The organism is Campylobacter concisus (genome assembly GCF_003048405.1).
Lineage (GTDB): Bacteria > Campylobacterota > Campylobacteria > Campylobacterales > Campylobacteraceae > Campylobacter_A > Campylobacter_A concisus_Q.
Genome location: NZ_PIQS01000004.1, coordinates 112,526 through 137,570 on the forward strand (window position 1 = coordinate 112,526; position 25,045 = coordinate 137,570).

At 40.1% G+C, this 25,045-nt stretch carries 25 protein-coding genes; 6 read left to right on the plus strand and 19 right to left on the minus strand.

Translation table 11 applies throughout. The features are described 5' to 3' along the window. The first annotated feature begins 39 nt into the window (after nucleotides 1-39). The 4 genes from CVT18_RS08370 to CVT18_RS08385 are packed head-to-tail and all read left to right on the plus strand — an operon-like array spanning nucleotide 40 to nucleotide 2,995. On the plus strand, nucleotides 40-1,119 hold the full coding sequence (locus CVT18_RS08370) for a transglutaminase-like domain-containing protein (RefSeq protein ID WP_103628727.1): 1,080 nt from the start codon (nucleotides 40-42) through the stop codon (nucleotides 1,117-1,119). Beyond that, complete coding sequence (locus CVT18_RS08375) at nucleotides 1,116-1,439, plus strand: hypothetical protein (RefSeq protein ID WP_009294140.1); 324 nt, start codon at nucleotides 1,116-1,118, stop codon at nucleotides 1,437-1,439. The genes CVT18_RS08370 and CVT18_RS08375 overlap by 4 nt, the downstream gene beginning before the upstream one ends. Next, the gene (locus tag CVT18_RS08380) at nucleotides 1,432-1,689 is read left to right on the plus strand and encodes a heavy-metal-associated domain-containing protein (protein ID WP_103628728.1); all 258 of its coding nucleotides are present in this window, start codon (nucleotides 1,432-1,434) and stop codon (nucleotides 1,687-1,689) included. Before CVT18_RS08375 ends, CVT18_RS08380 begins: the two co-directional genes overlap by 8 nt. Nucleotides 1,690-1,705: 16 nt before the next feature. Continuing rightward, the gene (locus CVT18_RS08385; RefSeq protein WP_103628729.1) at nucleotides 1,706-2,995 is read left to right on the plus strand and encodes a M28 family peptidase; all 1,290 of its coding nucleotides are present in this window, start codon (nucleotides 1,706-1,708) and stop codon (nucleotides 2,993-2,995) included. Nucleotides 2,996-3,082: 87 nt separating this feature from the next. On the opposite strand, the gene CVT18_RS08390 is transcribed toward CVT18_RS08385, so the two are convergent. From CVT18_RS08390 to CVT18_RS08420, 7 genes are read right to left on the minus strand one after another with little or no spacing between them, the layout of a single operon-like run. Next, a complete protein-coding gene (locus tag CVT18_RS08390; RefSeq protein ID WP_103628730.1) occupies nucleotides 3,083-4,360 on the minus strand; it encodes a dihydroorotase in 1,278 nt (425 codons plus the stop codon). Nucleotides 4,361-4,362: 2 nt separating this feature from the next. Next, a complete protein-coding gene (locus CVT18_RS08395) occupies nucleotides 4,363-5,292 on the minus strand; it encodes an aspartate carbamoyltransferase catalytic subunit (protein ID WP_103628731.1) in 930 nt (309 codons plus the stop codon). Nucleotides 5,293-5,308: 16 nt separating this feature from the next. Further along, the gene (locus CVT18_RS08400) at nucleotides 5,309-5,719 is read right to left on the minus strand and encodes a tetratricopeptide repeat protein (protein WP_107824441.1); all 411 of its coding nucleotides are present in this window, start codon (nucleotides 5,717-5,719) and stop codon (nucleotides 5,309-5,311) included. Between the two features lie 9 nt (nucleotides 5,720-5,728). Beyond that, the gene (locus tag CVT18_RS08405) at nucleotides 5,729-5,956 is read right to left on the minus strand and encodes a hypothetical protein (RefSeq protein WP_107824442.1); all 228 of its coding nucleotides are present in this window, start codon (nucleotides 5,954-5,956) and stop codon (nucleotides 5,729-5,731) included. After that, nucleotides 5,953-6,978 (minus strand): DHH family phosphoesterase, encoded by a 1,026-nt coding sequence (locus CVT18_RS08410; RefSeq protein WP_107824443.1) that lies wholly within the window; start codon nucleotides 6,976-6,978, stop codon nucleotides 5,953-5,955. The genes CVT18_RS08405 and CVT18_RS08410 overlap by 4 nt, the downstream gene beginning before the upstream one ends. Nucleotides 6,979-6,987: 9 nt before the next feature. Further along, on the minus strand, nucleotides 6,988-9,183 hold the full coding sequence (gene flhA / locus CVT18_RS08415; protein WP_107824444.1) for a flagellar biosynthesis protein FlhA: 2,196 nt from the start codon (nucleotides 9,181-9,183) through the stop codon (nucleotides 6,988-6,990). A gap of 2 nt (nucleotides 9,184-9,185) precedes the next feature. Next, nucleotides 9,186-9,590, minus strand: coding sequence for an RrF2 family transcriptional regulator (locus CVT18_RS08420; protein ID WP_087580603.1), 405 nt, complete (start codon nucleotides 9,588-9,590; stop codon nucleotides 9,186-9,188). 146 nt (nucleotides 9,591-9,736) lie between these two features. Between CVT18_RS08420 and rpsO the strand changes: the two genes are divergently transcribed. Together rpsO and CVT18_RS10835 are read left to right on the plus strand one after the other, a co-directional pair. Further along, entirely contained in the window at nucleotides 9,737-10,009 is a 273-nt protein-coding gene (gene rpsO / locus CVT18_RS08425; protein ID WP_004317763.1) for a 30S ribosomal protein S15, read from the plus strand. Nucleotides 10,010-10,401: 392 nt separating this feature from the next. Then, a complete protein-coding gene (locus tag CVT18_RS10835) occupies nucleotides 10,402-12,681 on the plus strand; it encodes a molybdopterin oxidoreductase family protein (RefSeq protein WP_413784334.1) in 2,280 nt (759 codons plus the stop codon). 147 nt (nucleotides 12,682-12,828) lie between these two features. On the opposite strand, the gene cmoA is transcribed toward CVT18_RS10835, so the two are convergent. The 12 genes from cmoA to CVT18_RS08495 all read right to left on the minus strand — a co-directional run bounded on the left by cmoA (nucleotide 12,829) and on the right by CVT18_RS08495 (nucleotide 25,043). Continuing rightward, entirely contained in the window at nucleotides 12,829-13,533 is a 705-nt protein-coding gene (gene cmoA / locus CVT18_RS08440) for a carboxy-S-adenosyl-L-methionine synthase CmoA (protein ID WP_103628788.1), read from the minus strand. Then, on the minus strand, nucleotides 13,530-14,423 hold the full coding sequence (locus tag CVT18_RS08445) for a bifunctional riboflavin kinase/FAD synthetase (RefSeq protein WP_103628789.1): 894 nt from the start codon (nucleotides 14,421-14,423) through the stop codon (nucleotides 13,530-13,532). The genes cmoA and CVT18_RS08445 overlap by 4 nt, the downstream gene beginning before the upstream one ends. Continuing rightward, entirely contained in the window at nucleotides 14,389-15,102 is a 714-nt protein-coding gene (locus CVT18_RS08450; protein ID WP_103628790.1) for a TlyA family RNA methyltransferase, read from the minus strand. Before CVT18_RS08450 ends, CVT18_RS08445 begins: the two co-directional genes overlap by 35 nt. Continuing rightward, nucleotides 15,092-17,035 carry an NAD-dependent DNA ligase LigA gene (ligA, locus tag CVT18_RS08455; RefSeq protein WP_107824446.1) on the minus strand — a complete coding sequence of 648 codons (1,944 nt, stop codon included), beginning with the start codon at nucleotides 17,033-17,035 and terminating at the stop codon, nucleotides 15,092-15,094. The genes CVT18_RS08450 and ligA overlap by 11 nt, the downstream gene beginning before the upstream one ends. Nucleotides 17,036-17,076: 41 nt before the next feature. Next, on the minus strand, nucleotides 17,077-17,937 hold the full coding sequence (locus tag CVT18_RS08460; protein WP_103628792.1) for an NADAR family protein: 861 nt from the start codon (nucleotides 17,935-17,937) through the stop codon (nucleotides 17,077-17,079). 31 nt (nucleotides 17,938-17,968) lie between these two features. Continuing rightward, nucleotides 17,969-19,108, minus strand: a complete 1,140-nt coding sequence (gene folP, locus CVT18_RS08465; protein WP_103628793.1) for a dihydropteroate synthase — start codon at nucleotides 19,106-19,108, stop codon at nucleotides 17,969-17,971. Continuing rightward, on the minus strand, nucleotides 19,105-19,725 hold the full coding sequence (locus CVT18_RS08470; protein WP_103628794.1) for a DNA polymerase III subunit delta': 621 nt from the start codon (nucleotides 19,723-19,725) through the stop codon (nucleotides 19,105-19,107). Before CVT18_RS08470 ends, folP begins: the two co-directional genes overlap by 4 nt. Next, entirely contained in the window at nucleotides 19,726-20,268 is a 543-nt protein-coding gene (locus CVT18_RS08475) for a HobA family DNA replication regulator (protein WP_054196924.1), read from the minus strand. After that, entirely contained in the window at nucleotides 20,268-21,470 is a 1,203-nt protein-coding gene (locus CVT18_RS08480) for an aspartate kinase (protein WP_103628795.1), read from the minus strand. The genes CVT18_RS08475 and CVT18_RS08480 overlap by 1 nt, the downstream gene beginning before the upstream one ends. Then, on the minus strand, nucleotides 21,470-21,934 hold the full coding sequence (locus CVT18_RS08485) for an RNA pyrophosphohydrolase (RefSeq protein ID WP_021091471.1): 465 nt from the start codon (nucleotides 21,932-21,934) through the stop codon (nucleotides 21,470-21,472). The genes CVT18_RS08480 and CVT18_RS08485 overlap by 1 nt, the downstream gene beginning before the upstream one ends. 63 nt (nucleotides 21,935-21,997) lie before the next feature. Further along, entirely contained in the window at nucleotides 21,998-23,095 is a 1,098-nt protein-coding gene (locus CVT18_RS08490) for a PepSY-associated TM helix domain-containing protein (protein WP_103628796.1), read from the minus strand. A 1-nt stretch (nucleotide 23,096) separates the two neighbouring features. Beyond that, nucleotides 23,097-25,043, minus strand: coding sequence for a TonB-dependent receptor domain-containing protein (locus CVT18_RS08495; RefSeq protein WP_103628797.1), 1,947 nt, complete (start codon nucleotides 25,041-25,043; stop codon nucleotides 23,097-23,099). Nucleotides 25,044-25,045 lie beyond the last annotated feature (2 nt).

Genomic DNA, 25,045 nt, shown 5'->3' on the forward strand with positions numbered 1-25,045 from the left:
AGCCAAGTTTGGCTAATATTAAGCAAAAAAAGGCATTTTATGCAAAGAAGAGATTTTTTTAAATTCAGTAGTTTTTTAGGTGCAGCAAGTCTGCTTCCAAGTGTCACTCTAGCTAGTGACGAGCCAGCAAGCCCAGTAGTTAGAAATTTCGACGTAAATTTCAAACATCTGCTTCTTGAAAAGGGTAAAAACTCGAGAATTTGGCTGCCACTTCCGCTAAATACCAGCTATCAGCACCTAACTCAGGACTACGTCATAAACACAACCGCTAAAAACGTCTACATTTCAGATACGCTAATACCAACAATGTATGCTGATTTTGAAGAAAACGAGCCAAGACCTATTTTAAATGTGCAGTTTAAAATCCAAACAACAGAGCGTAACACTGACTTTAGCAAGGTAAATTACGATCCAAACGAGAAGGTAGATCCTGCGATTTTAGAGTATCTAAAACCAACTTCGCACATCCCAACTGATGGTGTCGTAAGAGCAAAAGCACTAGATATAGTTGGAAATTTAAAGGGCGATTTAGAGCGTGCAAAAGCGATCTACACGTGGGTTGCAAACACTATGCAGCGCGATAACAGCATCCTAGGATGTGGTACGGGCGACGTTAGAGCTATACTAGAAAGTGGCAAGCTTGTAGGCAAATGCACCGACATAAACTCGGTTTTTGTGGGGCTTTGCAGATCAGTTGGCATCCCTGCAAGAGAAATTTTTGGAATTAGAGTTGGTCAGTCTAGATTTTCAGATCAGATGGGTAGTGCAAAAGAAGGCGTCGCTAAAATTTCAGGCGGACAACACTGCAGGGCCGAGTTTTACCTAAAAGGCTATGGTTGGATACCTGTTGATCCAGCGGACGTCACAAAAGTAAGACTAGGCGAGAAGTTAACAAATGATGACGCCAAGATCGTAGCTATTAGAGACTATTGCTTTGGCAACTGGGAGATGTGCTGGATAGGCTTTAACTACGGACGTGACTTTATCTTAAAGCCAGAGCCTGAGCAAACTCCGCTAAATAACTTTGGTTACCCATACGCTGAAGTTGATGGCAACACACAAAACTACTATTCGCCAAAAGAATTTAGCTACGACTACGTATCAACAGAGCTAAAATGAGAGCCTTTTGGCTGATACTAACATCCATAGGTAGCGCTATCGGCGCTACCTTGTGCTGCTTGCCGGCACTTCTTTTTCTACTTTTTGGTACATCTTTTTCATTTCTATCTTGGACACAAAATTTATACGAGTACCGCGTACCTTTAAGCGTCGTGGCCGTCATTTGCTTTGTGATCTCAGGTGTAGCTTTATTTTACAAGCCAAAAAGCTGTAACCTAAGCTATAAAAAGAAAAAATGGATACTTATATATATACTTTTTGGAGTGATTTTGCTTTTACTCCTTACATATCCGGAGCTTTTAGGAGAAATTTATGCGTAAAATTTTAGTTTTAACCCTTTTTGCACTTAGTTGCTACGCTGATAAAAAGATAGAAATTTCAGTACCTAGCATGCACTGTCCGCTTTGCACAGCGATAGTAAGAAAGGCCGCACTTAGCGTTGAGGGCGTAAAAAAGGCAGATGTATCGCTAAAAGAGCGAAAAGCTGTCGTTATAGCAGATGATAAGGTCGATGAAAAAGAGCTTTTAAAAGCAGTCGATGCGACTGGCTATAAGGGCGAGATAAAATAAATCTACGGAGGCAAATATGTCAAATAGTGAAATTCTAACGAAATTTGAGACACTTGCTGCGATACCACACTGCAGTTATGAGACCGATAAGATGCGTGATTTTCTAGCTAGCTATGCAAAAGATAAGGGCTGTGAGGTTACAGTCGATAAATTTGGCAACATTCATGCGTTTAAAGGTAAGCCAAAAATTTGCTTGCAAAGCCACTACGATATGGTCTGCATGGGCGATGCTCCAAAGATCGAAATAGTTTACGGTGATGATGGCTACATGAGGGCTAAAAAATCATCTTTAGGTGCCGATAACGGCATCGGCGTGGCTATCATGATGCAGATGATAAGCGAATTTGACGACATTGAGTGCCTCTTTACAAACAACGAAGAAGTCGGCATGATCGGAGCCACTGGCTTTAGTGGCGAGTTAAAAGCCGATAAGCTTTTAAATTTAGACAGCGAAGAAGACGACCGCGTCACTATCGGCTGTGCTGGCGGTGTAAATTTATTTGCCACCATCTCACTTAATAGCAAAAAAATAAAAGAGAGCACGCTTTATGAAGTAAAAGTGAGCGGACTGCCTGGCGGACACTCTGGCAACGAGATACATAAAAATATCCCAAATGCAATCAAGGTTTTGGCGGCATTTGTGACTAAAAATGGCTGCAAGCTTGTCAAATTTGAAGGTGGCGAGCGAAGCAACTCTATCCCAAGTGGCGCAACCGCACTGGTTCTAAGCGATAAGGAGCTAAAGAGCGAGTGTGAAAATTTAAGTGTGAAAAAGCTTGGCAAGGGAGATGAAATTTTAGAAAATGGCGAGAAAATTTTAGCTTTAATTAACTCATTTTCACAAGGCGTAAGAGCCTATAACTGCGAGCTAGGCATACCACAAGATAGCGTAAATCTCTCACTTGTAAAGATCAAAGATGATGACATGCTTGAAGTGGAGTTTTTTGCAAGGTCAATGAGCAAAGACGGGCTAAATAGGATGGAATTTGAAATTTCAGAGCTTGCAAAAGCGCTTGGCTTTAGCGTTATTGCAAAAGATAGAAACCCTGCTTGGAAGCCTATAAATGATAAATTTGCAAATGATATCTTAGAAGAGCTAAAAATTTATAAGCCAAATGTAAGGATAACAGCTGTGCATGCTGGACTTGAATGTGGCGTACTTTTGGAGAAAAAAGCGGGTCTTAGTGCTTGCTCAATAGGACCAAATATCCACTCACCTCACTCAACAAGAGAATGCTGCGAGGTTGAATCTGCGCTTTTTATAGAAAAAGTAGTTCGCGGTATCGTTAAAAAATATAACTCATAAAAAATAAAATTTGCTAGAAATTTCTAGCAAATTTTATCTATCAAATAGGATAAGTCAAATTTACCCGCAAACTCGAGCAATTTTAGACTATTTCCCAAACTCATAAACGATCTTGCCACTTTTTATCGTGGTAGTCGCTGCGCCTTTTAGTTTTTTACCAAAGAGTGGAGAATTTATAGATTTTGAGCGGTTTATCTTCTCATCATAAACATACTCGATCTCAGGATCTATCACCGCGATGTCAGCTAGCATGCCCTCAGCAAGCCTGCCTTTATCTTTTAAATTTAGCATCTTAGCTACATTTGTAGATGTTAGCTCCACCATGCGCTCTAGGCTTATAACGCCCTCATTTACGAGCTTTAGAGTGAGTGGCACAAGGGTTTGAAGTCCGATGATGCCAAATGGCGCCTTGTCAAATTCCACTATCTTTTCGTCTGTGTGGTGCGGGGCGTGATCAGTGGCGATAACGTCTATAAGTCCGCTTTTTAGTGCCTCTCTCACCGCTTTTACGTCGCTTATCTCACGAAGTGGCGGTGACATTTTGAAATTTGTATCATAGGCATTTTTCAAAATTTCATCGTCGCTAAAGCTAAAGTGGTGAGGTGTGGCCTCGCAAGTGATGTTTATGCCCTCTTTTTTGCCCATTTCGATGATCTTTAGTGAGTACTCCGAGCTTACGTGAGCGATGTGGATGTGCGCTTTGGTGAGCTTTGCAAGCAACATATCACGGCTCACTGCGATCTCCTCTTTCTCTCTCGCCATGCCGCGAAGTCCAAGTATGGCCGAGACCTTGCCCTCGTGCATGGCGCCCTGCCTGCAAAGCGAGCAGTCCTCTGAGTGGCTTATGCAAAAGCTACCAAACATGCTTGAATACTCAAGTGCCGCTCTCATCACGCTTGAGCTAGTCACTGGTAGGCCATCGTCACTAAATGCAACTGCGCCAGCCTCTATAAGATCGCCCATTTCAACGATCTCATTGCCACCAAGCCCTTTGCTAATGGCCGCGATTGGCAAAAGATCGATCAGTCCGCAGTTTTTAGCCTTTTCTATCATCGCTCTTGTGATTGAAGCGTTGTCATTTACTGGGTTTGTATTGGCCATACAAAGGCAGGTGGTTACTCCTCCAGCCACGGCCGCTTGCGAGCCTGAGATGATGTCATCTTTATACTCTTGGCCAGGATCGCGAAAGTGCACGTGCATGTCGATAAGTCCTGGCATGACGAGCTTATTTGTAGCGTCTATGACCTTATCGGCCTCAAATTTCTCACTTCCGATTTTGGCTATTTTGCCGTTTTCTATTAGGATATTTGCCTTAAATTTCTCGTCGCTATTTACGATAGTGCCGTTAATTATTGCTATTTTCATAGTTAGCCCCTATTTTTTGCAAGCGTATTTAGTATCGCCATTCTTATAGCAACGCCGTTTTCAACTTGATTTAGCACTACTGAGTGTGTGCCATCAGCCACGTCAGAGTTTAGCTCCACGCCCCTATTTATCGGCCCTGGATGCAGTACGATCGCGTCAGGCTTTGCTAGCTTTATCCTATTTTTATTTAGTCCAAAAAATTTCGAGTACTCTCTCGAGCTTGGAAATGCCACGTCCGCACCGCCACGCTCTAGTTGGATGCGAAGCATGATGATGACGTCGCTACCCTCGCAAGCCTCATCCATATTTTTGCAAATTTGAGACTCAAAGACCTCAGCATCTTTTGGCATCATCATCCTTGGCGCGAAGAGCTTTAAATTTATGCCAAATTTCTTCATCGCCCAGATGTCTGACCTTGCCACGCGGCTTCTAGCGATGTCGCCGATGATCGCTACATTTAGGTTTTTATCCAAAATTTTGCCATGCTCTATTAGCGTGAAAAGATCAAGCAAGGCTTGGCTTGGGTGCTCATTTGTACCGTCCCCTGCGTTTACGACGCTAGCCTCTGTCCTATCAGCTGCAAATTTCGCCGCACCAGAGCTTGGGTGACGAAGCACGATGATGTCGCTTCTCATTGCAGCCATGTTATTCATCGTGTCATTTAGGCTCTCGCCCTTTGTCACACTAGAGCTTGACGAGCTGAAATTTATCGTATCAGCCCCAAGTCTCTTTGCTGCGATCTCAAAGGATGTTCTAGTTCTTGTCGAGTTTTCATAAAATGCGTTGATCGTGGTCTTTCCGCGAAGATAGTCATTTTTTTTCACTTGGCTTAAATTTAGCTCCTTAAACTCTTTCGCCGCCTCTAAAAAATATAAAATTTCTTCCTTGCTAAGCTCTCTAGTTCCTATCAAATCTTTATGTTTGTAGCCCATTTTAAGCCTCTTAAATTTATTTTGTCACAAAGTCGCAAGCTGGTTGGTAGCCGTTATCACAAGCTTTTTTAAATAAAGCCTTTGCTTTTTCTTCGTTCTTTGCTTCATTTCCATCTTTATCTTTTATTAGGCCATAAGCGATCATTTCGCCTAGTTTTTCGCAAGCCATGCCTTCGTTTTCGTCGCACATTTTTGTAAAAATTTTCTCAGCTTGAACTCTATCTTTTGCCACGCCATCACCGTTAAATAGCATGATAGCATTCATCGTGCAAGCTTTTTTCTCGCCCTCTCCACAAGCCTTATTAAAATAAAGATAGGCTTCATTAAAATTTTTCTTTGCATAAAGCTCGTTTGCTTTGTCTAAATTTTCATTTGCCATAGCATTTAACGCAAAAACCGTTGCCACTAAAACTAAAATTTTCTTCATTTTCTTTCCTTATTTAAATAATTTTGAATGATGTTTTTTCATATATTCAACTATCTCTATGACCTCATCGCTACCGCTAGCGTTAGAATTTTCTAACGCATCATCTATGCACTCAACATAAAGATTTGCCGCCTCTTCAAGTTTATCTTTTTTTACTCCAGCATAGTAGAACATCGCCTCAAGCACCATACTAAGCTCATAGCTAAGTTCTTCTACACTCACCTCTTCTTCTTTCATATATCCTCCTGTATTTTTTTGGTTATTAGATCAACTATCTGTGCTTTAATCGGCTCATAGCTAAAGCCATCTTTGAAATTTGCAAATAGTCCGCCGCTTGCGTTCACGTGTCCGCCGCCACCAACTAGATGCTTTGCCATGGCGCTAACGTCAAGCTTACCATTTGCGCGAAAGCTTAGCGTTTTTTTATTTGTCACATCAATAAAGAAGTCAAATTCAGGATTTGCCACTAAAAAGTCGTTACCGATAACCGAAACATTGCCGACATTGTAGGTTAAAATTCCTTTATGATCTTTATAAGTGATGCTAAATTTCTCTTTATTTTCACTAAGTTTTTTTACGACGTAGTTTGAGATTAGATTGCTTAGCGTATCGTCTTTATCCTCTTTGAAAAATGACTTTTTAATAGCATGCACCTGCATGTCAAGGCCTATATAGTCGTTTTTCTCGTTAAAAAATTTGCTAGCTTCTTTTAAGATATGATCCATATATAGGTTGTTTTCAGCCTCAAACATCACCTTATTTATCTCTTTGGCGTTTGCCACAAGTCCCAAACAGACCTTGCCCATCTCAAAATTTTTATCATCTTTTAGCCAAATATCCACGGCATTTACGACGTCACTAAAAATTTCAAGCTCTTTATTTTTGCCAAAAATTCCTGCAAAAAAGTCGTAAGTGATCTTTGTAGCACACCTTGAACTATCCAAAAAATACCACGGATAGGCACTTGCACACTCTGCACCGCTTTGGTGATGATCAAGCAAAAATAGCTTTATATTTTTACCCTCTATCATCTCAGTAAAGCTCTCGCACTGGGCTAGAGTTAAATTTAGATCAGTAATCAAAATGATGTTTTTATCATCGTTTGAGGCATCTATCTCAGCTAAAATTTGAGCAAATTTATCATCTATCTCTCTGCCGTAGTTTGAGTTTAAAAATTTCACATCTTTGAAGTAAAAATTTGTTATGTATTGCGCGCCGTATCCGTCAAGATCGGTGTGTGAGAGGTGATAAATTTTCATCGTTTTCCTTTATAAATTTTCTATTTCTATGACGCCAACCGTTTCAAATGGCGTATTTGCCGAGATCTCAGCAAAGCTTAGCACCACAATGTCGATGGCAAAATTTGCGCAGATATTTGCTATAAATTTTCTTAGGCTTGGCTCCACGCAAAGCACCATTTCGCCGTGCTGACTCATCGGACGTTTCTCTTTTTCATGCCTTAGAGCCTGAACTATCGCTGAAGTTTGAGCCACATTTATCATCAGGTGATACGCGCCGTCTTTATACTGCACCGCGTCCATAAGCTTTTGCTGCGCAGCACTATCTAAAATGTAAAAATTTAGCTGACCTTTCTCATCGACGTAAAGCGAGGTGATGACACGCGAGAGCGCTGCGCGCACGTGCTCGATGATCATGTCTAGGTTTTTGCTAACCTCGGCGATGTCGCTAATTGATTCAAGTATGCTAAGCAGGTCTTTTATCGGGATATTGTCTTTAAGCAGTGCTTTTAAAACCTTTTGAATCAAATTTATAGGCGCGATTCTTAGCGTATCCTCGACCACAACTGGGTAGTCGATCTTTAGCTTGTCTAATAAATTTTGCGTCTCTTGGCGAGTTAGAAGCTCGGCTGCGTTTTGCTTGATAAGCTCGCTCATGTGCGTTGAGATGACGCTTGCAGGATCAACTATCGTGTAGCCGCTAAGTATGGCGTCCTCTTTGACGCTAGCATCGATCCAGAGTGCGTCCAGCCCAAAAGCTGGCTCTTTTGTCGGAATTCCCTCGATATCTTCGCTAACTAGGCCACTATCCATCGCTAGAAATTTATCAGCATAAATTTCACCCTGACCGATCACGATGCCTTTTAGTTTGAAGCGATACTCGTTTGGCGGTAGTTGAAGGTTGTCGCGAATTCTTATCTTTGGCATCAAAAAGCCAAGACTTGAAGCGATATTTCGCCTCATGGCGCGAATCCTCTCAATGAGATCCACATCAGCTAGCTTTAGTAGGCCATATCCTAGGTCAAGCTCTAAAATTTCAAGCTTTAAGATGTCATTTATCTTTGTCTCTTCTTCTCTTGCGATCTCTTCGTCGCTCTTCTTTGGAGCCTTAGTAGCCCCACCACTTGCAGCAGCTGCCCCTGCTCCACCTTGCGTAGCGGCTCCAGCTTTTTTAGAAGCTGTTTTGTCTTTTGACGCAAGGCTTAAATTTAGCCCGCCATCTTTGGTCTGCTTGATGATGTAGCCAAGTCCCAAAAATAGCACTGCAATAAAGCCAAGAGAAAGAGTCGGAAGCCCAGGCACAAGGGCAAACATAAATAGTATAAAGCCCACTATCAACAAGGTTTTATAGTCTCCTAAGAGCTGATTTAACGTGCCCTCTGCAAAGTCCTCGTCGTCCTTGCTAGCCCTTGTAATGATGATGGCAGTTGCTGTTGAAGTGATAAGTCCTGGGATCTGGCTCACAAGGCCATCACCGATGGTTAGGATCGTATAGTACTGAGCCGATGTCGCCATATCAAGGCCATGCTGAAACGAGCCAATAGCAAAGCCACCGATGATATTAATGATAGTGATGATGATGCCAGCGACGGCGTCACCTTTTATAAATTTAGACGAACCATCCATCGCGCCGTAGAAATTTGCCTCGCCGATGATGGCTTGACGTCTTTCTCGCGCCGTTTTTTCGTCAATTAGACCTGCGTTTAGATCCGCATCTATCGCCATTTGCTTACCTGGCATCGCATCAAGTGTAAAACGCGCTTGCACTTCACTTACACGGGTTGAGCCCTTTGTTACGACCATGAAATTTATGAGAACCAAGATACAAAAGACGATGGTGCCGATGACAAAGTTGCCACCAACTACGAAATTTCCAAAACTTGAGATGATCTCACTGACCGCTTCTGGGCCGTTGTGACCTTCGCTTAAGATCATACGAGTGGTTGCGATATTTAGCGAGAGGCGAAAAAGCGTAACGATAAGGATCAGTGTCGGAAACGTACTAAGATCGGTTGGTTTTGGCACATAAATCGAAATTAAAATTATAAGCACAGAAATCGAGATCGAAAGTGCTAGGAAAAAGTCAAGCACCGCGCTTGGAAGCGGTACGATGATGATAGCAAGGATGGCAACAATGATACCGACGATGCTAAGACTTTTAAACTTAACAATTGGCGCAAGAAACGGCGCAACAAGAGTTAAGATGTTATTTTTTTGCTTTGCCAACTTTACTTCTTAATGATGTCACTTAGTTTGATCGCATCAAGCATCTCGTCGATCTTGCTTTGAAGACCGCTAAACATCGACCAAATTTGACAGCTCGAGGCTTTATTTGACGGGCAGCCATCTGCAGAAGATGAGCACTCAAAGACGTTAAGTTCACGTTTTTCAGCGCACTCTATTATCTTTTTTATGCTTAAATTTTCAGGTTCGTTATTTAGCGCGAAACCGCCATTTGCCCCTTTAAACGACTTTAAAATTCCATCTTTTGCAAGATTTTGTAAAATTTTGGCTAAAAAGCTTTTTGAAATTTTAAGTTCATTTGAGATCGTATCAACATCAACTGGAGATGATTTTTGAGATATTAAAATAAGTGAAAGTAGGGCGTATTCGCTTGCCTTTGTAAAAAGCATTTATCTTCCTTAAGTCTTTAAATAGCCCTAATTTTATTAAATTTTTACTGCATTTTTCATTAATTTTTAAAAAGCGTAGTTTTATCTAACTTTATGTTTTAAATGCTATAATCGTTCTTCCAAAATTCACCAATCAGGAGGTCATTATGGCTTTGGATTCGGCTAAAAAAGCTCAAATAGTTGCGAAATTCGCTAGAAAAGAGGGAGATACAGGCTCTCCAGAAGTTCAAATAGCTCTTTTAACAGCTAGAATAACTGAACTTACAGAACACCTTAAAATTTTCAAAAAAGACTTTTCATCACGTTTGGGTCTTTTAAAACTAGTTGGTCAAAGAAAAAGACTTTTAAAGTATCTTAAAAATAAAGACTACACTACATATTCAAAACTAATCTCTGAGCTTGGCTTAAGAGATAAATAATCCATCGGAGAGCGATCTGCTCTCCTTACTAAATTTCATTTATACATTTCTTTTATTCAAAAATTTACAGTCTATTTTAAATTTCTCATCTTTAGTATTAATTTATCTACTCACAATATGACTAACCTTTTTAAATAAAGTAAAATTAGAATTAATTTCTTCATTTTATATAAAAAGCTAAATCTCTATATCTTTATTTCTTTTATAATAAATTTATCAATTTTAAATAAATTTTAAAATCCCTAAATAATTGACTTTAGTAGAATTAAATTAATTTTAACTTAAATTAAAAATTTATTTTCATAGATAAAGAATTTTTATTAAAGATTAAGAATTCGGCTAGTAATATTATCCATATAAAAATATGCATATATTGCATAGCAAAGGAGAAAATGATGAAAGAAGGCAAAGTCATTTGTCCTTATTGTGGGACAGGCTGTCAAGTAACCTTGCATGTGGAAAACAATGTCGTTCGTGCCGCCACTGGTGTTGAAGACAATCCAGTCAATCAAGGAAATTTATGTTTAAAAGGCTTTTATGGCTGGGATTACGTTGCAAGTCCAGATAGACTCACAAAACCACTTATTAGAAAGAAAAATGGCGTATTTTCAAAAGATGGTGATTTTGAGGAAGCCAGCTGGGACGAGGCGCTTGATCTTGTCGTAGAGAAAATGAAAGAAACCAAAGCAAAATATGGCCCAGACGCATTAGCTGGAAACTTCTCAGCACGCTGTACGCTTGAGGACAACTACGTCGCTCAAAAGCTAATGCGCGCTGTAATAGGCACAAACAACGTCGATCACTGCGCTAGAATTTGACACGCTCCGACAGTAGCAGGACTTGCTAAAACAATCGGAAACGGAGCTGCCACAAATAGCTTTACAGAGATTGGCACTTATAGTAATTGTATATTAATGATAGGCTCAAACCCAGAAAATGGTCACCCAATCGCAGCTATGCACATCCAAAGAGCGCTAAATCGCGGCGCAAAACTGATCGTTATCGACCCTATTAAGACCGAGTTTGCAAGCAGAGCTGACATTCACTTACAACTAGAGCCTGAGCACAATATCCCGGTTATCAACGCACTTCTTTACACTATCATCGAAGAAGGCCTTGTAAATGAGGAATTTGTAAGAGACCACACAATAGGCATTGAGTATGTCAAAGAAGCTGTAAAAGACTATGCTCCAGAGGTCGTGGCTAAATACACAAGGCTAAATCCAGAGGATATCAGAGCGGCTGCTAGAATGTACGCTACCACAAAACCAGCTGTCATCACTCACGGCATGGGCGTAACTCACTTTAACCACGGCGTTGGCGGAGTTTGCGATGTGTCAAATTTATTTTTGATCACCGGCAACATCTGCGAGCTTGGCACAGGCGACTTGCCGCTTAGAGGTCAAGAGAACGTTCAAGGCTGCTGTGATATGGGCGTTTTACCAAATATTTTCCCAAATCTTGGCTCAGTAACTGATCCAGAGCAAAGAGCTTGGTTTGAGAAAATGTGGCACCTAGAACCTGGATTTTTGAGCTCAAAAATAGGCGTTCACAAAACCGAAGTACCTGATGCGATCCTTGATGGCAAAGTGCATTTCTTCTGGACTATCGGCGAAAATCCAGTCATCTCTGAGCCAAATACAAACCACTTCTTAAAAGGTATCGCTCATGTTGATTTCTACGTCGTGCAAGATCTATTTTTAACTGAGACTTCACTAAAAGCTGATGTCATACTTCCAGGTGTTGCAAGTAGCGAGAAAGAAGGACTTTATACAAACGCAGAGCGCCGCGTACAGCACAACGAAGCAGTCATCACACCTCCAGGAGATGCTAGACAAGACTGGTGGATCGTTTGTGAGATCGCACGCCGTTTAGGTGCAACAGAGGGATTTAACTTCAACTCACCAGAAGAAATTTGGGAAGAAGTTAGAAAATGCGACCCAAGACGATATGGTGGCATGAGTTATTACCGTATCAAAAAGTATCATGGACTTCACTGGCCATGTCCAAACGAAGATGATATGGGCGGTCAAAGCCTCTATCTTGATAAGAAATTTTTCACACCTGATGGCAAAGGTCGTTTTGTGCCATGCCTCTTTGTGGATAAGGCCGATAAGATCGAGAGCGCAAAACTTGAGTTTGCTAAGAAGATGAATATGTCGCCTGAGTATCCTATCATGGCTGGCTCAGTCGATGAAAAGACTGACGATGAGTATCCGATACAGCTTCTAACCACTAGAAAGGTCTATCAATACACCGTTGGCACTATGACAAGACGCTCACGAGCGATTGAAGAAGGCGGAGATAGCATCGGACCTATCGCCGAGATGAATCCAGCACTTGCAGCAAGATATGGCTTAAAACAAGGCGACTTCATCAAAGCATGGAGTAGATATGGCTACATCGTCGTAAAGGCCGAAATAACAGACATCGTGCCTGATGGCATCATCCAGATGACTTTCCACTACTGGGAGAGCTCTTGCAACGAGCTAACAAGCAGCGGTTGGGACTACATCAGCAAGACTCCGACATTTAAAGCAGCTATCCAGATCAAAAAGATCGACGAAGAGGAATTTTTACGAGTTCGCGAACTAAAACGCATAAAATTCCAAACTTCAAAGATCATCTACGATGACTTCCACCACCACGGAAATGCAGCGATAAATGAGTAAATTTAGCGGGAAATTCCCGCTAAATTTCTTTACTACCAAATTTCATAATCCAAAAATTTTGACATTGCGAAGCCAAAAAATCTAAATTTTAACTTCACTGTTTGTAGTTAAATTTTATATTAAACACAAAAGCAGATATTTTTAAATTTATTTAAACGCCAAAAAGCTCATGAAATTTCCCCACTTAAATGTGCTCTCGACTCGCTTAAAGCCAGCATTTATGGCTAAGCTTCTATTTTCTTCTTCAGTGTATGGCACCAGCACATTTTCAAGTGCCTCTCTTTTTTGGGCGATCTCATAGCGTGAGTAGCCTTGCGCCTGCTTGTAGTCTTCATAAATTTCTATGACGCTTTTAGTAAGCTTTTTATCTTCAAAAATGATCTTTTCACTAAACAAAAAAACTCCATTTTCATTTAGTCCGTTATAAATTTTTTGCACTAGATCGGCCCTTTTTGGTGGTCTTATAAACTGCAAAGTATAGTTTGCCAAAACTGCATCAAAGCCCGCTAGCTCACACTTTAAAATATCATCAAGCAAAAATTTTATCTTTGCTCCATATGCCTTTGCCTTATTTTTGGCATTTGCTAGCATAGCTTCAGAGTTATCCACGCCACTCAGCACGAGGTCGTTTCTAAGGTTGTTTAGCAAAAGCAGGCTATTTGCCGTCGAGCAGCCAAGGTCGCATACACTTGCATCTTTTGGCAAAATTTTAGCTAGCAGCTTTGCGTTTAAATTTGAACTCACATCATAAAACGGCACCGAGCGCGAGATCATATCATCAAAAACGCTCGCCACAAAATCGTCAAACTCAAACTGCTTGCTTATAGGCTCTTTAAAAATTTCATCTCTCATATGCCAGCTCCGTATCCATCAAAATATCTCATCGTCTCTCCAAAAAAGAGATCGCACACGCCAACGCACTGTCTAGCCTCGTTTATATCACGCTTTATCTGCTCTTTTAGCTCGCTAAGATTATTAAATTTTTTATTATCTCTTAGGCGTTTTATGAAGCAAACGGCAACGTGCTTCGTTACTTTTGGCGCGATCTCGTCTAAGATGTGCGTCTCGACACTAAAATTTCCATCTGTACTAAGTCTGTTGCCTATAAAAGTGACCGAGCCATAGGTGTATGAGCCCATCCTAGTTCTTGTCGCATAGACGCCCTCGCGCGGTAAAAGATAGCTTTTGATCTCTAAATTTAGCGTTGCAACTAGCTCCTTTGCACCGATACCCTGCCCTTTTATCACGTTGCCCTCGATCGAGTACTCCCTGCCTATTAGTCTGTTTGCCTCTTCAATGTTGCCCTGACGTATCAGCTCCCTAATAGCTGAGCTATGCACGCCCATACCATCGTAGCAAACCTCATCAACAATGACCACCTCTCCATCAAAAATTCTTTTCAAATCGTGCTTGTCCCACGCTCTATCTCTGCCAAATCTAAAATCAAAGCCAACAACGATCTTTTTTAAATTTTTAAAATCCCTCTTTAAAAGTGTGATAAATTCTTCGCCGCTAAGCCCTTTTATAGCGTCAAAATCATACAAAAAGCAAGGATAGTTTGAGTACTCGGCTCGTTTTAGCTTTGGCGTGATGTTGGCCTTATTTTTATCGATTACGACAAGTCCGCCAAACTCGCCTAGCTGCTTTAAAAGCTGTTTATGCCCTCTATGCACACCGTCAAAATGCCCGATCGCAACGGCAGTGATATTATCTTTTGTTAAAAGCGTAGAAAAATTCGGCATTTCCCTCTTTCCCTTTTACTTCGCACTCTTTGCAAGTTATCATCTCAAATTTTAAATTTGCAGCCATCACTTCAAACTTCTTCATTGCTAAATTTATAGCTTTCATATCAGTGACGACACCTTTTTTATTTCGTTTTACACCAAGTCCGACCTCAAATTGTGGCTTAAAGAGCGTGATAATGAGCGAATTTGCACTTGCTAGCTCGCCTATAGCTGGTAAAATTTCAGCTAAAGAGATAAAGCTAACATCGCATGCTATTAGATCAAATTTGCCTTGCTCTTGCTTAGCAAACTCTCTGATATCGGTCTTTTCATAAATTTTTACTCGCTCATCGCTTCTTAAACTATCGTCAAGCTGATTAGTGCCCACATCGACGCCAGTCACGCTCTTTACGCCGCTTTCAAGTAAAATTTGCATAAAGCCACCTGTTGAGCTGCCTATATCAAGTGCGTTTTTGCCAGCTAGGTCAAATTTCATCGCCCCTAAAAAACTTTTTAGCTTAAGCGCGCCTCGCCCAACGTAAATTTCATCAAGCAGCGAAATTTTAGCCTCGATAACTTCGCTTGAAACCTTGGTGCAAATCACGCCGTCTGCTAGTACCTTGCCAGATTTTATAAGCTCGCTCGCCTTGTTTCTACTGATGTTTAAAACGCTTGCGACGTAGTTATCAAACCTCAAGTTTTAGCCTCTCATATTCGCTCTCATCGATCACCAGCACGCCTAGCTCATTTGCTTTTTCTAGCTTACTGCCAGCCTCCTCGCCAGCTAAGACAAAGTCCGTTTTTTTAGAAACTGAACCAGAAACCTTTGCGCCAAAGCTCTCAAGCTCCGCCTTTATCTCATCTCTTGGGCGACTTAGCGTGCCAGTTATCACGACCGTCTTGCCACTTAGCGCATTTGAGATGCTCTGCACCTGCGTCACGCTTGGCTGCACGATCTGGCTTAGAGCTAAAATTTCGTCCCTATTTACCTCGGTAAAGTCGATTAAACTATTTGCCATCTCCACGCCAAAGCCTTCAAGCGAGGTTAGCTCTTCAAAACTAGCATCAAGCCAGCCATGTCCAAAGCTACTTGCGAGCTTTTTAGCCGCCACTTCGCCGATGTGCTCGCAGCCAAGCCCCGTGATGAAGCGCGAAAGCTCCGCACCTTTACTGGCTTCGATAGCATTTAAAAGGTTATTTACCTTTTTCTCTTTAAAACCCTCAAGCGCCATGAGATCATCAAATTTAAGACCGTAGATGTCTTTTATGCAAGAGATCAGCCCCTTGTCAAATAGCAAATTTACGATCGCGTCGCCAAGGCCGTCTATGTTTAGGCATTTTTTCGATGCGTAGTGAATTATTGAGCCAACCACTCTTGCCCTGCAGCTTAAATTTTGACACTTTACAAAGACCCCTTCATCAAGTAGGTGCGAGCCACAAACTGGACAAAATTTTGGCCTATCTATCGCCTCTTCGCTGCCATCTCGCCTATCTTTAAAAACCTTTGTGATCTTTGGTATGACGTCTCCTGAGCGGATGATGCCTATATAGTCGTTTTTCATAACACCAAGGCGCTCTATTTCATCAAAGTTATGAAGCGTGGCGGATTTCACATTTGCGCCATCGATATTTACCTCATCAAGCACACCAACAGGCGTTACTACGCCACTTCTGCCAACTTGAAGCGCGACGTCTTTTAGCCTAGTCACCTTTTCAATAGCTGGAAATTTAAACGCCACCATAAATTTTGGAAATTTAACAGTATAGCCCAGCTCTTCGCAGCGTGTGAGATCGTTTACACGTATCACCATACCATCCATCATCACGCTCTTTGAGTCACGATTCGCTAAAAGCTCGTTGTATGCAGCCTCAAGCTCGTCTTTTGTTAAAATTTTAAAAAAATCATCTCTTTCAAAGCCAAGATCACGCACAAATTTCATTACCTCACTATGATCTTTAAGCCCAAGAGCATGCTCGCCCACGCCCCAAGGTATGAAAAGCAGCTTTCTTTTAGCAGTCACCGCACTATCAAGCTGTCTTAGACTGCCTGCGGCTGCATTTCTAGGGTTTGAAAGTGGCGCCTCGCCATTTTTTGCGCGCTCTGCGTTTAGCAACTCAAAATCCTCTTTTCTTATGACGACTTCGCCTCGAATTTCGATAAGTCCTTTGTAGCTAATGCTCTTTAAAACAGAATTTATCGTCTTTGCATTTTGCGTCACATCCTCGCCAGTAACGCCATCACCCCTAGTTATCGCCCTAACCAAAACGCCGTTTTCATAAAGCAAATTTAAGCTCGCTCCATCAAATTTTGGCTCAGCAACAAAGGTTAAGTTCTCTTTATCACCACGCTTTAGCCACGCATCAAGCTCACCTAGATCAAAAATATCTTCCATACTCCACATTCGTTTGATGTGATTAGCCTTGCTAAAGCCCTCTTTTACGGTGCCGCCCACGCGTTTTGTAGGTGAAAAGATAGAAATTTCGCTTGGATTTGTCTGCTCATAATCAAGCACAGCGTGATATAGCGCGTCATACTCCTCGTCACTTGCAAGTGGCTCATCCTCGTCGTAGTAGGCCTTTACCCACGCATTTAGCGTCTCTACCGCTTTTTCATACTCTTGTTTTGTCATTTTTGCTCCAAATTTACACCGCATTTTATCTTAAACATACTTTATAAATGATCTAAATTTAGCTCTCTCGCGTCACATAAATGGACATTTTTATAGACCTTTGCTATCTCGTCCCTCGCCCTCATCAGCGCAAAGCCAAGTAAATTTTGCCCTCGCCACTTTGTAGGATTTTGCGCATTTTCATCGCTTGCAGCCAAACCTATGCCCCAAATTTTATCAACTGGGCTTGCCTCAACCAAAACTTTACTACCAGTTTGGAGCAGAAAGTCTCGCAAAGGGGCATTTTGGCTAAATTTTAGATAGCTCGCATTTAGTACTACGCCAAATTTGATCTCATCCCAGACCTTAGCGTCAAAGCCTCGCACCTGCCTGCCAAGTGCCTTCATCTGCGCTGGATCTTTAGCGGATAAAATTTCCTCCAAAGCCTCTTTATCACCAAAGCATTCAGCCTTTTTAGCCATCATATATTGCTCAGCGCAAAGGTATCTAGTTTCATCTTGCCAAAAACTAGAGGCGTACCACTGACTAAGGCAACTTGCACTTATGCCTGCACTCTTTTGATGACCCCAAAATAGAATAAATTTATCCGACTTGCCAGCGTTGTAGCGCTTTTTAAGCCACTTCAACCCATATCTAGGCTCGCACTCCCAAAGGTCGATAGCAAAATCATCGTTGATAAAAAGCGTGCTCTCATCAGAGCCTAGACTTTCATCCCAGTATCCACGCCAGGTCGCAGGCTCAGGAAAAAGCTGCTGATATTGACACTGCTTATCTTGGCTCAGTATTTTTAGCCAGTCATTAAATTTAAACTTATAATCCTCGCCAGCGCCCATCCTCCAGCCGATGGAAAATGGATCCATACTTGGAAATTTAATCCAAAGTGGCGGAAGTAAATTTCTCATCTGGCCTCTTTTATCAAAATTTAGCCTCGTCCTACCAAAGCGTGGCTTGGCTCATCGCCTCATGCATATCAAAAAGCTGTTTGTGCTCGGCCACATCGTGCGTCCTAATGATCTGAGCGCCGTTTTCAAAGGCCTTTAGATGCAGGTAAAGTGAGCCTGGTAAGCGCTCTTTGACCTCGCTTTTGTAGTAGTGATTTATGACTGATTTGCGGCTAGCACCAACTAGTAATGGGCAGCCAAATTTTAAAAAATGCTCCAAATGCTTGATAAGCAATAAATTTTGTTCGGCCGTCTTACCAAAGCCAATACCCACATCAAGCACTAGTTTTTTGGTGCCAAGCTCATTTGCTAGGGCTATCTTTTGCTCAAAAAAGTCTGCTATCTCGCCGATTAAGTCATTATATTTTGGCGCAACCTGCATGGTGGCTGGATCGCCTTGCATATGCATCATGCAAAACTCAGCGTCATATCGCGCCGCAAGCGTGGCAAGTGAGGCGTTTGCCGTGATGTCATTTATCATTTTAAAGCCGTGATTTAGAGCAAATTCTAAGCAATACTCATCAAAGCTATCAAGACTAAATTTCGCTTTTTCATGTAAATTTAGCCTATAAATTTCTTCAATGATATCTTTTATGCGCCTAAACTCCTCCTCGCGGCCGCAATACTCGCTCCCTGGCCTTGAGCTAACGCCACCAAGGTCAATGTAGTCAGCACCTGCTCCTATCATACTTTCAATCTTTGCTATGCCATTTTGCGTATTTATGCGGCTTTGCTCGTTAAAACTATCTGTATTTATATTTGCAACGCCCATTATAAGAGGCTTTGTCGGCTTTATAAATTTTGTCTCTAAAAAGGCTGCTAAATTTTTAAGTCCAAAGTCTTGCAACTTCTCTTTTTTAGCTAGCTGCCTAAGCTGCGCATCTGTCGCCATTAACAAGGCTTTACTTAGGCTCTGCTTACCCAAAATCGTATCTTTATGCGTCACAAGCTCAGCTCCAACGCTTAGAGCATCTTGCTTTAGAATATTTGCCGCTGGAGTTTTTATCTCATCTATAAATATAAAATTTATCTCGCTCTTTTTATGCATGAGCTTCGCACCAGCAGGGCTTGGCGAGATGGCTTTACAAATTTCATCAAAGTCACTTTTATTATTTATCTTATAAAATTTCAACGTCGTCCTTTTTGAAATATAGTAAGCAGCAGTGGCGTTAGCACGGCGTGAGACTTGGCGTTTAGATCAGCTAGCTTAATAATTGAGAAAAAATAATCCATCTCATCGCCACTAAATTTATACCCGCTATCAACCGCCTTTGTCACGATAACACTAACAAGCTCTTTTAACTCGTTTTTGCCAAATTTCTGAGCTTGTTCGTCTGCGATCTTTTGATCGATAAAGCTTGTTAGCTCTTTTAGGCTAAGCGATTTTAAATTTAGATCAAGGGTTATTTTTGGCTTTTTGGTGAGATTATTTTCTATGAGCATTCTTGATCTAATCGTTGGTAGAAGTAAATTTTTACTCTGCGTTGCTATTATAAATTTGATATTTCTTGGAGGCTCTTCTATGATCTTTAAAAGTGCATTTTGAGCTTCTGTCCTAAAAGAATTAGCATGTATTACTAAAATTTTTTCATCTTTTTCAGCAATGTATGCTTCTGCGATGACCTCCTTTGCATTTTCTAGCAAAAAATCATCGCTTATAAAAAATCTTAAATTATTTATGCCAAACTCGCTTTCAAGCTTAGCTTTTAAATTTTCAAAATCGCTTGTAACGACGATTTTATTAAGCATTTAGAGTATCACCTTTGCAAAGAGCGCCGCATCGATGCTTTTATCAAAAATTTTGCAAAGACTTATTAGTTTAATGTCTAAATTTTCATCGCTTGAGCTAAGAGTAAAGCTATTTTGTGCCTGCTCGTCAAATAGCCACATATAACTATCCTCATCGCTTTTAGCTAAATTCGCATATTTATCAAGGCTCTTTCCAATATAAAAAAACAAGTATCCGTTTGGGAAAGCAAGACTTAGCATATCTTTTAGAAGCTGCTTTTGCTCATTTGTCTCTATCTCATCAAGTGATGGATAAAGCGATCTTAGGCTAAAAAATGGCAAAAACGGTCTGATACTTTTTGAATGGTTCATCTTTTTTAAAAGATAAATTTCAAACCATCTTCGCTCTTCATCGCTTATAGTTATAAAAGCCCTTCCTTCAAGTAAAAATTTAAGCCTAGATGCGAGCAAAGGCGTCCATTCGACACGCCTTTCCTCCATCCAGCTCATCAAAGGACCTTCGTCCCTAATAGCCTTTAGTGTCCACTGAATAAAATCTTGCATTATTTATCTAGCTTATAGGCATCATGAAGTACGCGAACTGCTAGCTCGCCATATTTTTGATCAACGATCATTGAAATTTTTATCTCGCTTGTTGAGATCATTTGGATATTTATACCCTCTTTTGCAAGCGTTTCAAATGCTAAACATGCTACACCGCTATGGCTCTTCATGCCAACTCCAATCACTGAAACTTTCACGATAGCGTCATCAAATTCTATATGTTTTGCAGCTGAGAGCTTTTGCATAGTCTCTTTTGCTAGCTCAAGCTCATTTTGTGGCACTGTAAAGCCTAAATTTGTAGTTCCGTCATGTCCTACGTTTTGGATTATCATATCTACGTTTATATTTTCATGAGCTAAAGCTGTAAAAATTTCTGCTGCAATGCCAGGCTTATCAACTACGCCCCTTAGTGTTACTCTTGCTTGATTTTTATCTAGTGCTATTCCGCTTACTAAAACTGCTTCCATATTGTCATCTTCCTTTGCTATTAATGTACCTTCGTTGTGATTAAAACTACTTCTTGTAATGAGTTTTACATTTAGTTTTTTTGCTAGCTCGACTGAGCGATTTTGTAGTACCTTTGCGCCAGCAGAAGCGAGCTCAAGCATCTCATCATAGCTTATTTTCTCAAGTTTTTTTGCCTTTTTTTCTATCCTTGGATCAGTCGTATAAACGCCATCAACATCGGTAAAAATTTCGCATAGATCAGCATCAAGCGCCCCTGCTAATGCAACTGCACTAAGGTCACTACCGCCTCTACCAAGGGTTGTGATATTACCTTTTTCATCTATACCTTGAAAGCCAGCCACAACTACGATTTTGCCAGCTTTTAGCTCGGCTTTTAGCCTATCAGTCTCTATCCTTTCGATCCTTGCTTTTGTATGAATATCATCAGTAATAATGCCTGCCATCGCACCTGTCATACCTACACACGCATAGCCTTTTGCATTAAGTGCGATCGTTAAAAGCGCGGTCGTTACTTGCTCTCCAGAGCTTAAAAGCATATCAGTGGCGACGCCATCTGGATGTTTTGAAAAATACTCACTATATTCAACCAATTGATTTGTAACTCCGCTCATCGCAGAAACTACCACAACTACGTCTGCACCGCTATTTTTTGTCTCAATGACTCTATTTGCCACAGCTTCGATGCGTTCAAGTGTTCCTACGCTAGTTCCGCCAAATTTTTGAACGATCAACATCAAAAATATCCTTTCTCTTTAAAATAACTCAAAACCTTTTCATAAATAGGCTTTTTAAAGTGATTTATGCCTTCTAAACTTCTACCAAAATCTACAAATTTATACTCGCTAAACTCTGGATGCTCTGTCTTTAAATTTATGCTGGCACCATTTTTAAGTCTAACCAAAAAATATTTTTGCGTCTGTCCATCAAATGGATAAAATTTCTTTGCCGCGTTTGCTGGAAAGTCGTAGCTTAGCCACTGCGGATACTCATCTAAGATATCGATTTTATCAGTTCCGATCTCTTCTTTAAGCTCCCTTTTTAAAGCCTGCTTTGGACTCTCACCTTCGTCTATTCCGCCTTGAGGAAACTGCCAAATATCATCCATATCCACCCTTTTTGCGACTAAAATTTCACATTTAAATGGATACAAGCTAGACAAAATAACAGCTGCCACATTTGGTCTGTATTTTTTTTGCATGATTTTTCCAAAAATTTTATTTGGGATAATAACTAAAAAGAGTTAAGAGATAGATAAATAAGACTACTTTTTACGCCGTTTGTAGTAAATCACACAGCCACTAAAAAGTAGCACGCCCACTCCAAAAGAAGCCATAAAAAAGATAAATTTTCCAGCCTCTCCGAATGTATATCCAGCGTGCAAATCAAGCATAAATTTATAAATTTCAAAAGATTTTGGCATGGTATTTTTTAAAATTTCTCCACTTGCCGTATCGACTATAAGCCTAACGCCATCACTCTCACTAGCACCTTTTGGCAAGTAAAAGATCATAAATTTTACGCCATCTTTATTGAGAATAAAATTTAAAGCGTCAAACTCATTTCCAAATTTTAAAGTAAAAATTTCATAAGCTTTTTGAAGATTTTCTACCTTTTGCTCATCACTTAGACTAAAGCCATTTTTGCTAGTAAAATTTGGCTTTTTAAATACCTTCTCTTCGCCACAAATTTGATTTATAACCTTAGCAAAGCTCTCATAAGAAAAGTATAGACCGCTAACACAGATAATAAGCAAAATGGCTCCCAAATAAAGCCCTAAAAATCCATGCAAGGAATATAAAAATGTAAATTTCTTTGCCTTTAGATTTAGCTTAAAGGCGCTAATAAATTTGCTTCTAAATCTCCAAAATTGTATAAACGCTCCAGTTATTAAAATCACAAGTAGTGCAAGCGTCGAAATTGCCACTAGCTCACTTGCAAATTTAGATAAATTTTCATTTTTAAATAGAGCTAGTCCTAGATTTTTATGTAAATTTAAAGCTAGCCCTATAAATTTTTCCACACTGTTTTCAGAGACTACCTCGCCCGTATAAGGATCTACAAAGAATGACTTAAACTCGCCACTCTCGCTTGTGCCACTTACCACATAAGCTCTATTTGCCTCGCCTTTTATCTTTATATAACTAAGGTTAAAATTTGGCCAAGTCTTACTAAAGACCTTTAAAATTTCATCTATTTTTAAAGCACTTTTATTAGTTGCTATGTCTATCTCATCTTTGCTAAAAGCCTCAATTATCTCATCGTGATACGAAATAATTGCTCCACTAATTGAGATTATCAAAAGTGGCAAAGCAAATATAAGAGCTAAAATTAAGTGAAATTTCCGCCAAATTTTAAACATTTTAAAACTTCAAATTAAAGCCAAGCTCGATCTTTTGCCCATCAGCTATTAAGATATCATATCTGTTTGATCTTGTCGTAAAAAACTCGTTAAAGAGATTATAAACGCTTAGGTTTAGGCTGAAATTTTTAGTTACATTGTAGTTTATGCCAAGATCTGCGATAACGTAAGCTCTCATATCATTAGCATAGTTAAAAGAGTTTTTAGTTCTACCATAGTAATTTATCTGTGACCAGAAATTTAGCCATCTATTTAGCTCGTAGTTCGCTCCAAATTTAAATGTATGAAGCGGATAGTTGTTTAAGGTTTTACCAGCTTCTGGTCCATCTTTTTGTTTTGATTTTGTATAAACATAGCTTTGATTTAGTCTAAGAGCATTTGTCACCTGCCACTCATTTGTTAGCTCAACTCCGTAAATTTCAGCCTTGCCGATATTTATACTCTCCCAAATACCATTTGGATAAATTTTACCTTTATGCATACAAACGCTGCCTCTTGAGCAGATAGGGTTATAGCTTAACATATCTTTAAAACTTGTGTAAAAGCCAGTTAAAGACGTTTCAAAACCTTCATTATTATTATAAACGCCACCAAATTCATAACTTACGCTTGTCTCTGGCTTAAGGCTGCTTCTACCAAGCTGTGCTCCGCGTCCTCCAGCAAATGGCAACGCAAGATCTTGTGTGCGTTGCTTGATATCAGGTGTCGCATAACCTGTGCTAACTCCACCCTTTAAGGCGAAAAAGTCGTTTAAGCTATAGATGCCATAAATTCTTGGTGAAACGTGCGAGCCATAGTGTTCATCGTAGTTATAACGAATACCAGTACTTAAGATAAAATCTTTTGTAAGATGATAATCATCTTCGCCGTAAAGTGAAACATCATACCTTTTTACATTTGCCGCATCTGCTGTGGTAGCCTTTTCGTCAAGCTTTTCTTTTTTAGCGTTTAGTCCTAATGTAAAAGCATTATTATCAGTAAAATATGAGCCTTTTGTATCAAAATTTAGAGTCTTTAACGTCAAATTTTGTTGAGCTGTCTCTTTTATCTTGCCATAAGATAAATAGCTTTGAAGCAAGATATTATCAATCCTTGCTTCGTGACTTAAATTTATCATATCTCCCTCTATTCTCTCGCTAGCAACCGAGTTAGTACCAGTTGATAGTGTTTTGCCTTTAGTTCTTTTATATTTCACATCGCTTCTTGCAAGCTCAAGTATAAGATCATTATTTTCATTTGGCTTAAAAAATAGTTTTGCACCAAAATTTCTATCCTTTTGCTCTCTATTTGCATAAGAAATTTTATCTTCTGATTTATTTAAATTTTTACCATAAACAGAAATACTTAAAACATCATCTATTAGCCCAGAGTGCAAATAAAGGCTATTGTAAAGCTCGCCACTTATATTTTTATTTCTTGCAAATTTATAGCTTGAGCCAAGATTTGCACCAAATTCATTACTAAACTCATCTGTAATGATATTTATAACTCCGCCTAGTGCATCGCTTCCATAAAGCGAGCTCATAGGTCCACGTATCACTTCAATACGGCTTATCGCACTTGCTGGTGGGACGAAACTATATGAGCCTCCAACACTTCTAAGTCCTTTATAGGCGTTATCGCCTGGTACTGGCATGCCATTTACTAAAATTTTAGTAAATCTTGGAGAGAATCCACGTATAGAAATTCCTCGTCTATTTGCCGCTGCGGGACTTGTCCCAAAAAGACTTGGGATATCTTTGGTCATGCTCTCGATATCTTTGTGATTTTTCTTTTCTAATGCCTCTTTGGTTATAATACTAAGCGTTGCTGGTGCGTCTTTGATATTTTGCTCAAATCCTGTCGCACTCACTACTTTAACTTCTGGTAGAACTTTATCTTCATTTGCAAAAAGCGGTAAATTTATAAAAATTGCCGCACAAATAGAAAATTTTAATGCACTTTTCACAA

Excerpts from the sequence above, each read along its gene's own strand:
- CVT18_RS08370 (WP_103628727.1), top strand. The coding sequence starts at position 40 with ATGCAAAGAAGAGATTTTTTTAAATTCAGTAGTTTTTTAGGTGCAGCA.
- CVT18_RS08375 (WP_009294140.1), top strand. The coding sequence starts at position 1,116 with ATGAGAGCCTTTTGGCTGATACTAACATCCATAGGTAGCGCTATCGGC.
- CVT18_RS08380 (WP_103628728.1), top strand. The coding sequence starts at position 1,432 with ATGCGTAAAATTTTAGTTTTAACCCTTTTTGCACTTAGTTGCTACGCT.
- CVT18_RS08385 (WP_103628729.1), top strand. The coding sequence starts at position 1,706 with ATGTCAAATAGTGAAATTCTAACGAAATTTGAGACACTTGCTGCGATA.
- CVT18_RS08390 (WP_103628730.1), bottom strand. The coding sequence starts at position 4,360 with ATGAAAATAGCAATAATTAACGGCACTATCGTAAATAGCGACGAGAAA.
- CVT18_RS08395 (WP_103628731.1), bottom strand. The coding sequence starts at position 5,292 with ATGGGCTACAAACATAAAGATTTGATAGGAACTAGAGAGCTTAGCAAG.
- CVT18_RS08400 (WP_107824441.1), bottom strand. The coding sequence starts at position 5,719 with ATGAAGAAAATTTTAGTTTTAGTGGCAACGGTTTTTGCGTTAAATGCT.
- CVT18_RS08405 (WP_107824442.1), bottom strand. The coding sequence starts at position 5,956 with ATGAAAGAAGAAGAGGTGAGTGTAGAAGAACTTAGCTATGAGCTTAGT.
- CVT18_RS08410 (WP_107824443.1), bottom strand. The coding sequence starts at position 6,978 with ATGAAAATTTATCACCTCTCACACACCGATCTTGACGGATACGGCGCG.
- CVT18_RS08420 (WP_087580603.1), bottom strand. The coding sequence starts at position 9,590 with ATGCTTTTTACAAAGGCAAGCGAATACGCCCTACTTTCACTTATTTTA.
- rpsO (WP_004317763.1), top strand. The coding sequence starts at position 9,737 with ATGGCTTTGGATTCGGCTAAAAAAGCTCAAATAGTTGCGAAATTCGCT.
- cmoA (WP_103628788.1), bottom strand. The coding sequence starts at position 13,533 with ATGAGAGATGAAATTTTTAAAGAGCCTATAAGCAAGCAGTTTGAGTTT.
- CVT18_RS08445 (WP_103628789.1), bottom strand. The coding sequence starts at position 14,423 with ATGCCGAATTTTTCTACGCTTTTAACAAAAGATAATATCACTGCCGTT.
- ligA (WP_107824446.1), bottom strand. The coding sequence starts at position 17,035 with ATGACAAAACAAGAGTATGAAAAAGCGGTAGAGACGCTAAATGCGTGG.
- CVT18_RS08460 (WP_103628792.1), bottom strand. The coding sequence starts at position 17,937 with ATGAGAAATTTACTTCCGCCACTTTGGATTAAATTTCCAAGTATGGAT.
- CVT18_RS08470 (WP_103628794.1), bottom strand. The coding sequence starts at position 19,725 with ATGCTTAATAAAATCGTCGTTACAAGCGATTTTGAAAATTTAAAAGCT.
- CVT18_RS08475 (WP_054196924.1), bottom strand. The coding sequence starts at position 20,268 with ATGCAAGATTTTATTCAGTGGACACTAAAGGCTATTAGGGACGAAGGT.
- CVT18_RS08480 (WP_103628795.1), bottom strand. The coding sequence starts at position 21,470 with ATGTTGATCGTTCAAAAATTTGGCGGAACTAGCGTAGGAACACTTGAA.
- CVT18_RS08485 (WP_021091471.1), bottom strand. The coding sequence starts at position 21,934 with ATGCAAAAAAAATACAGACCAAATGTGGCAGCTGTTATTTTGTCTAGC.
- CVT18_RS08490 (WP_103628796.1), bottom strand. The coding sequence starts at position 23,095 with ATGTTTAAAATTTGGCGGAAATTTCACTTAATTTTAGCTCTTATATTT.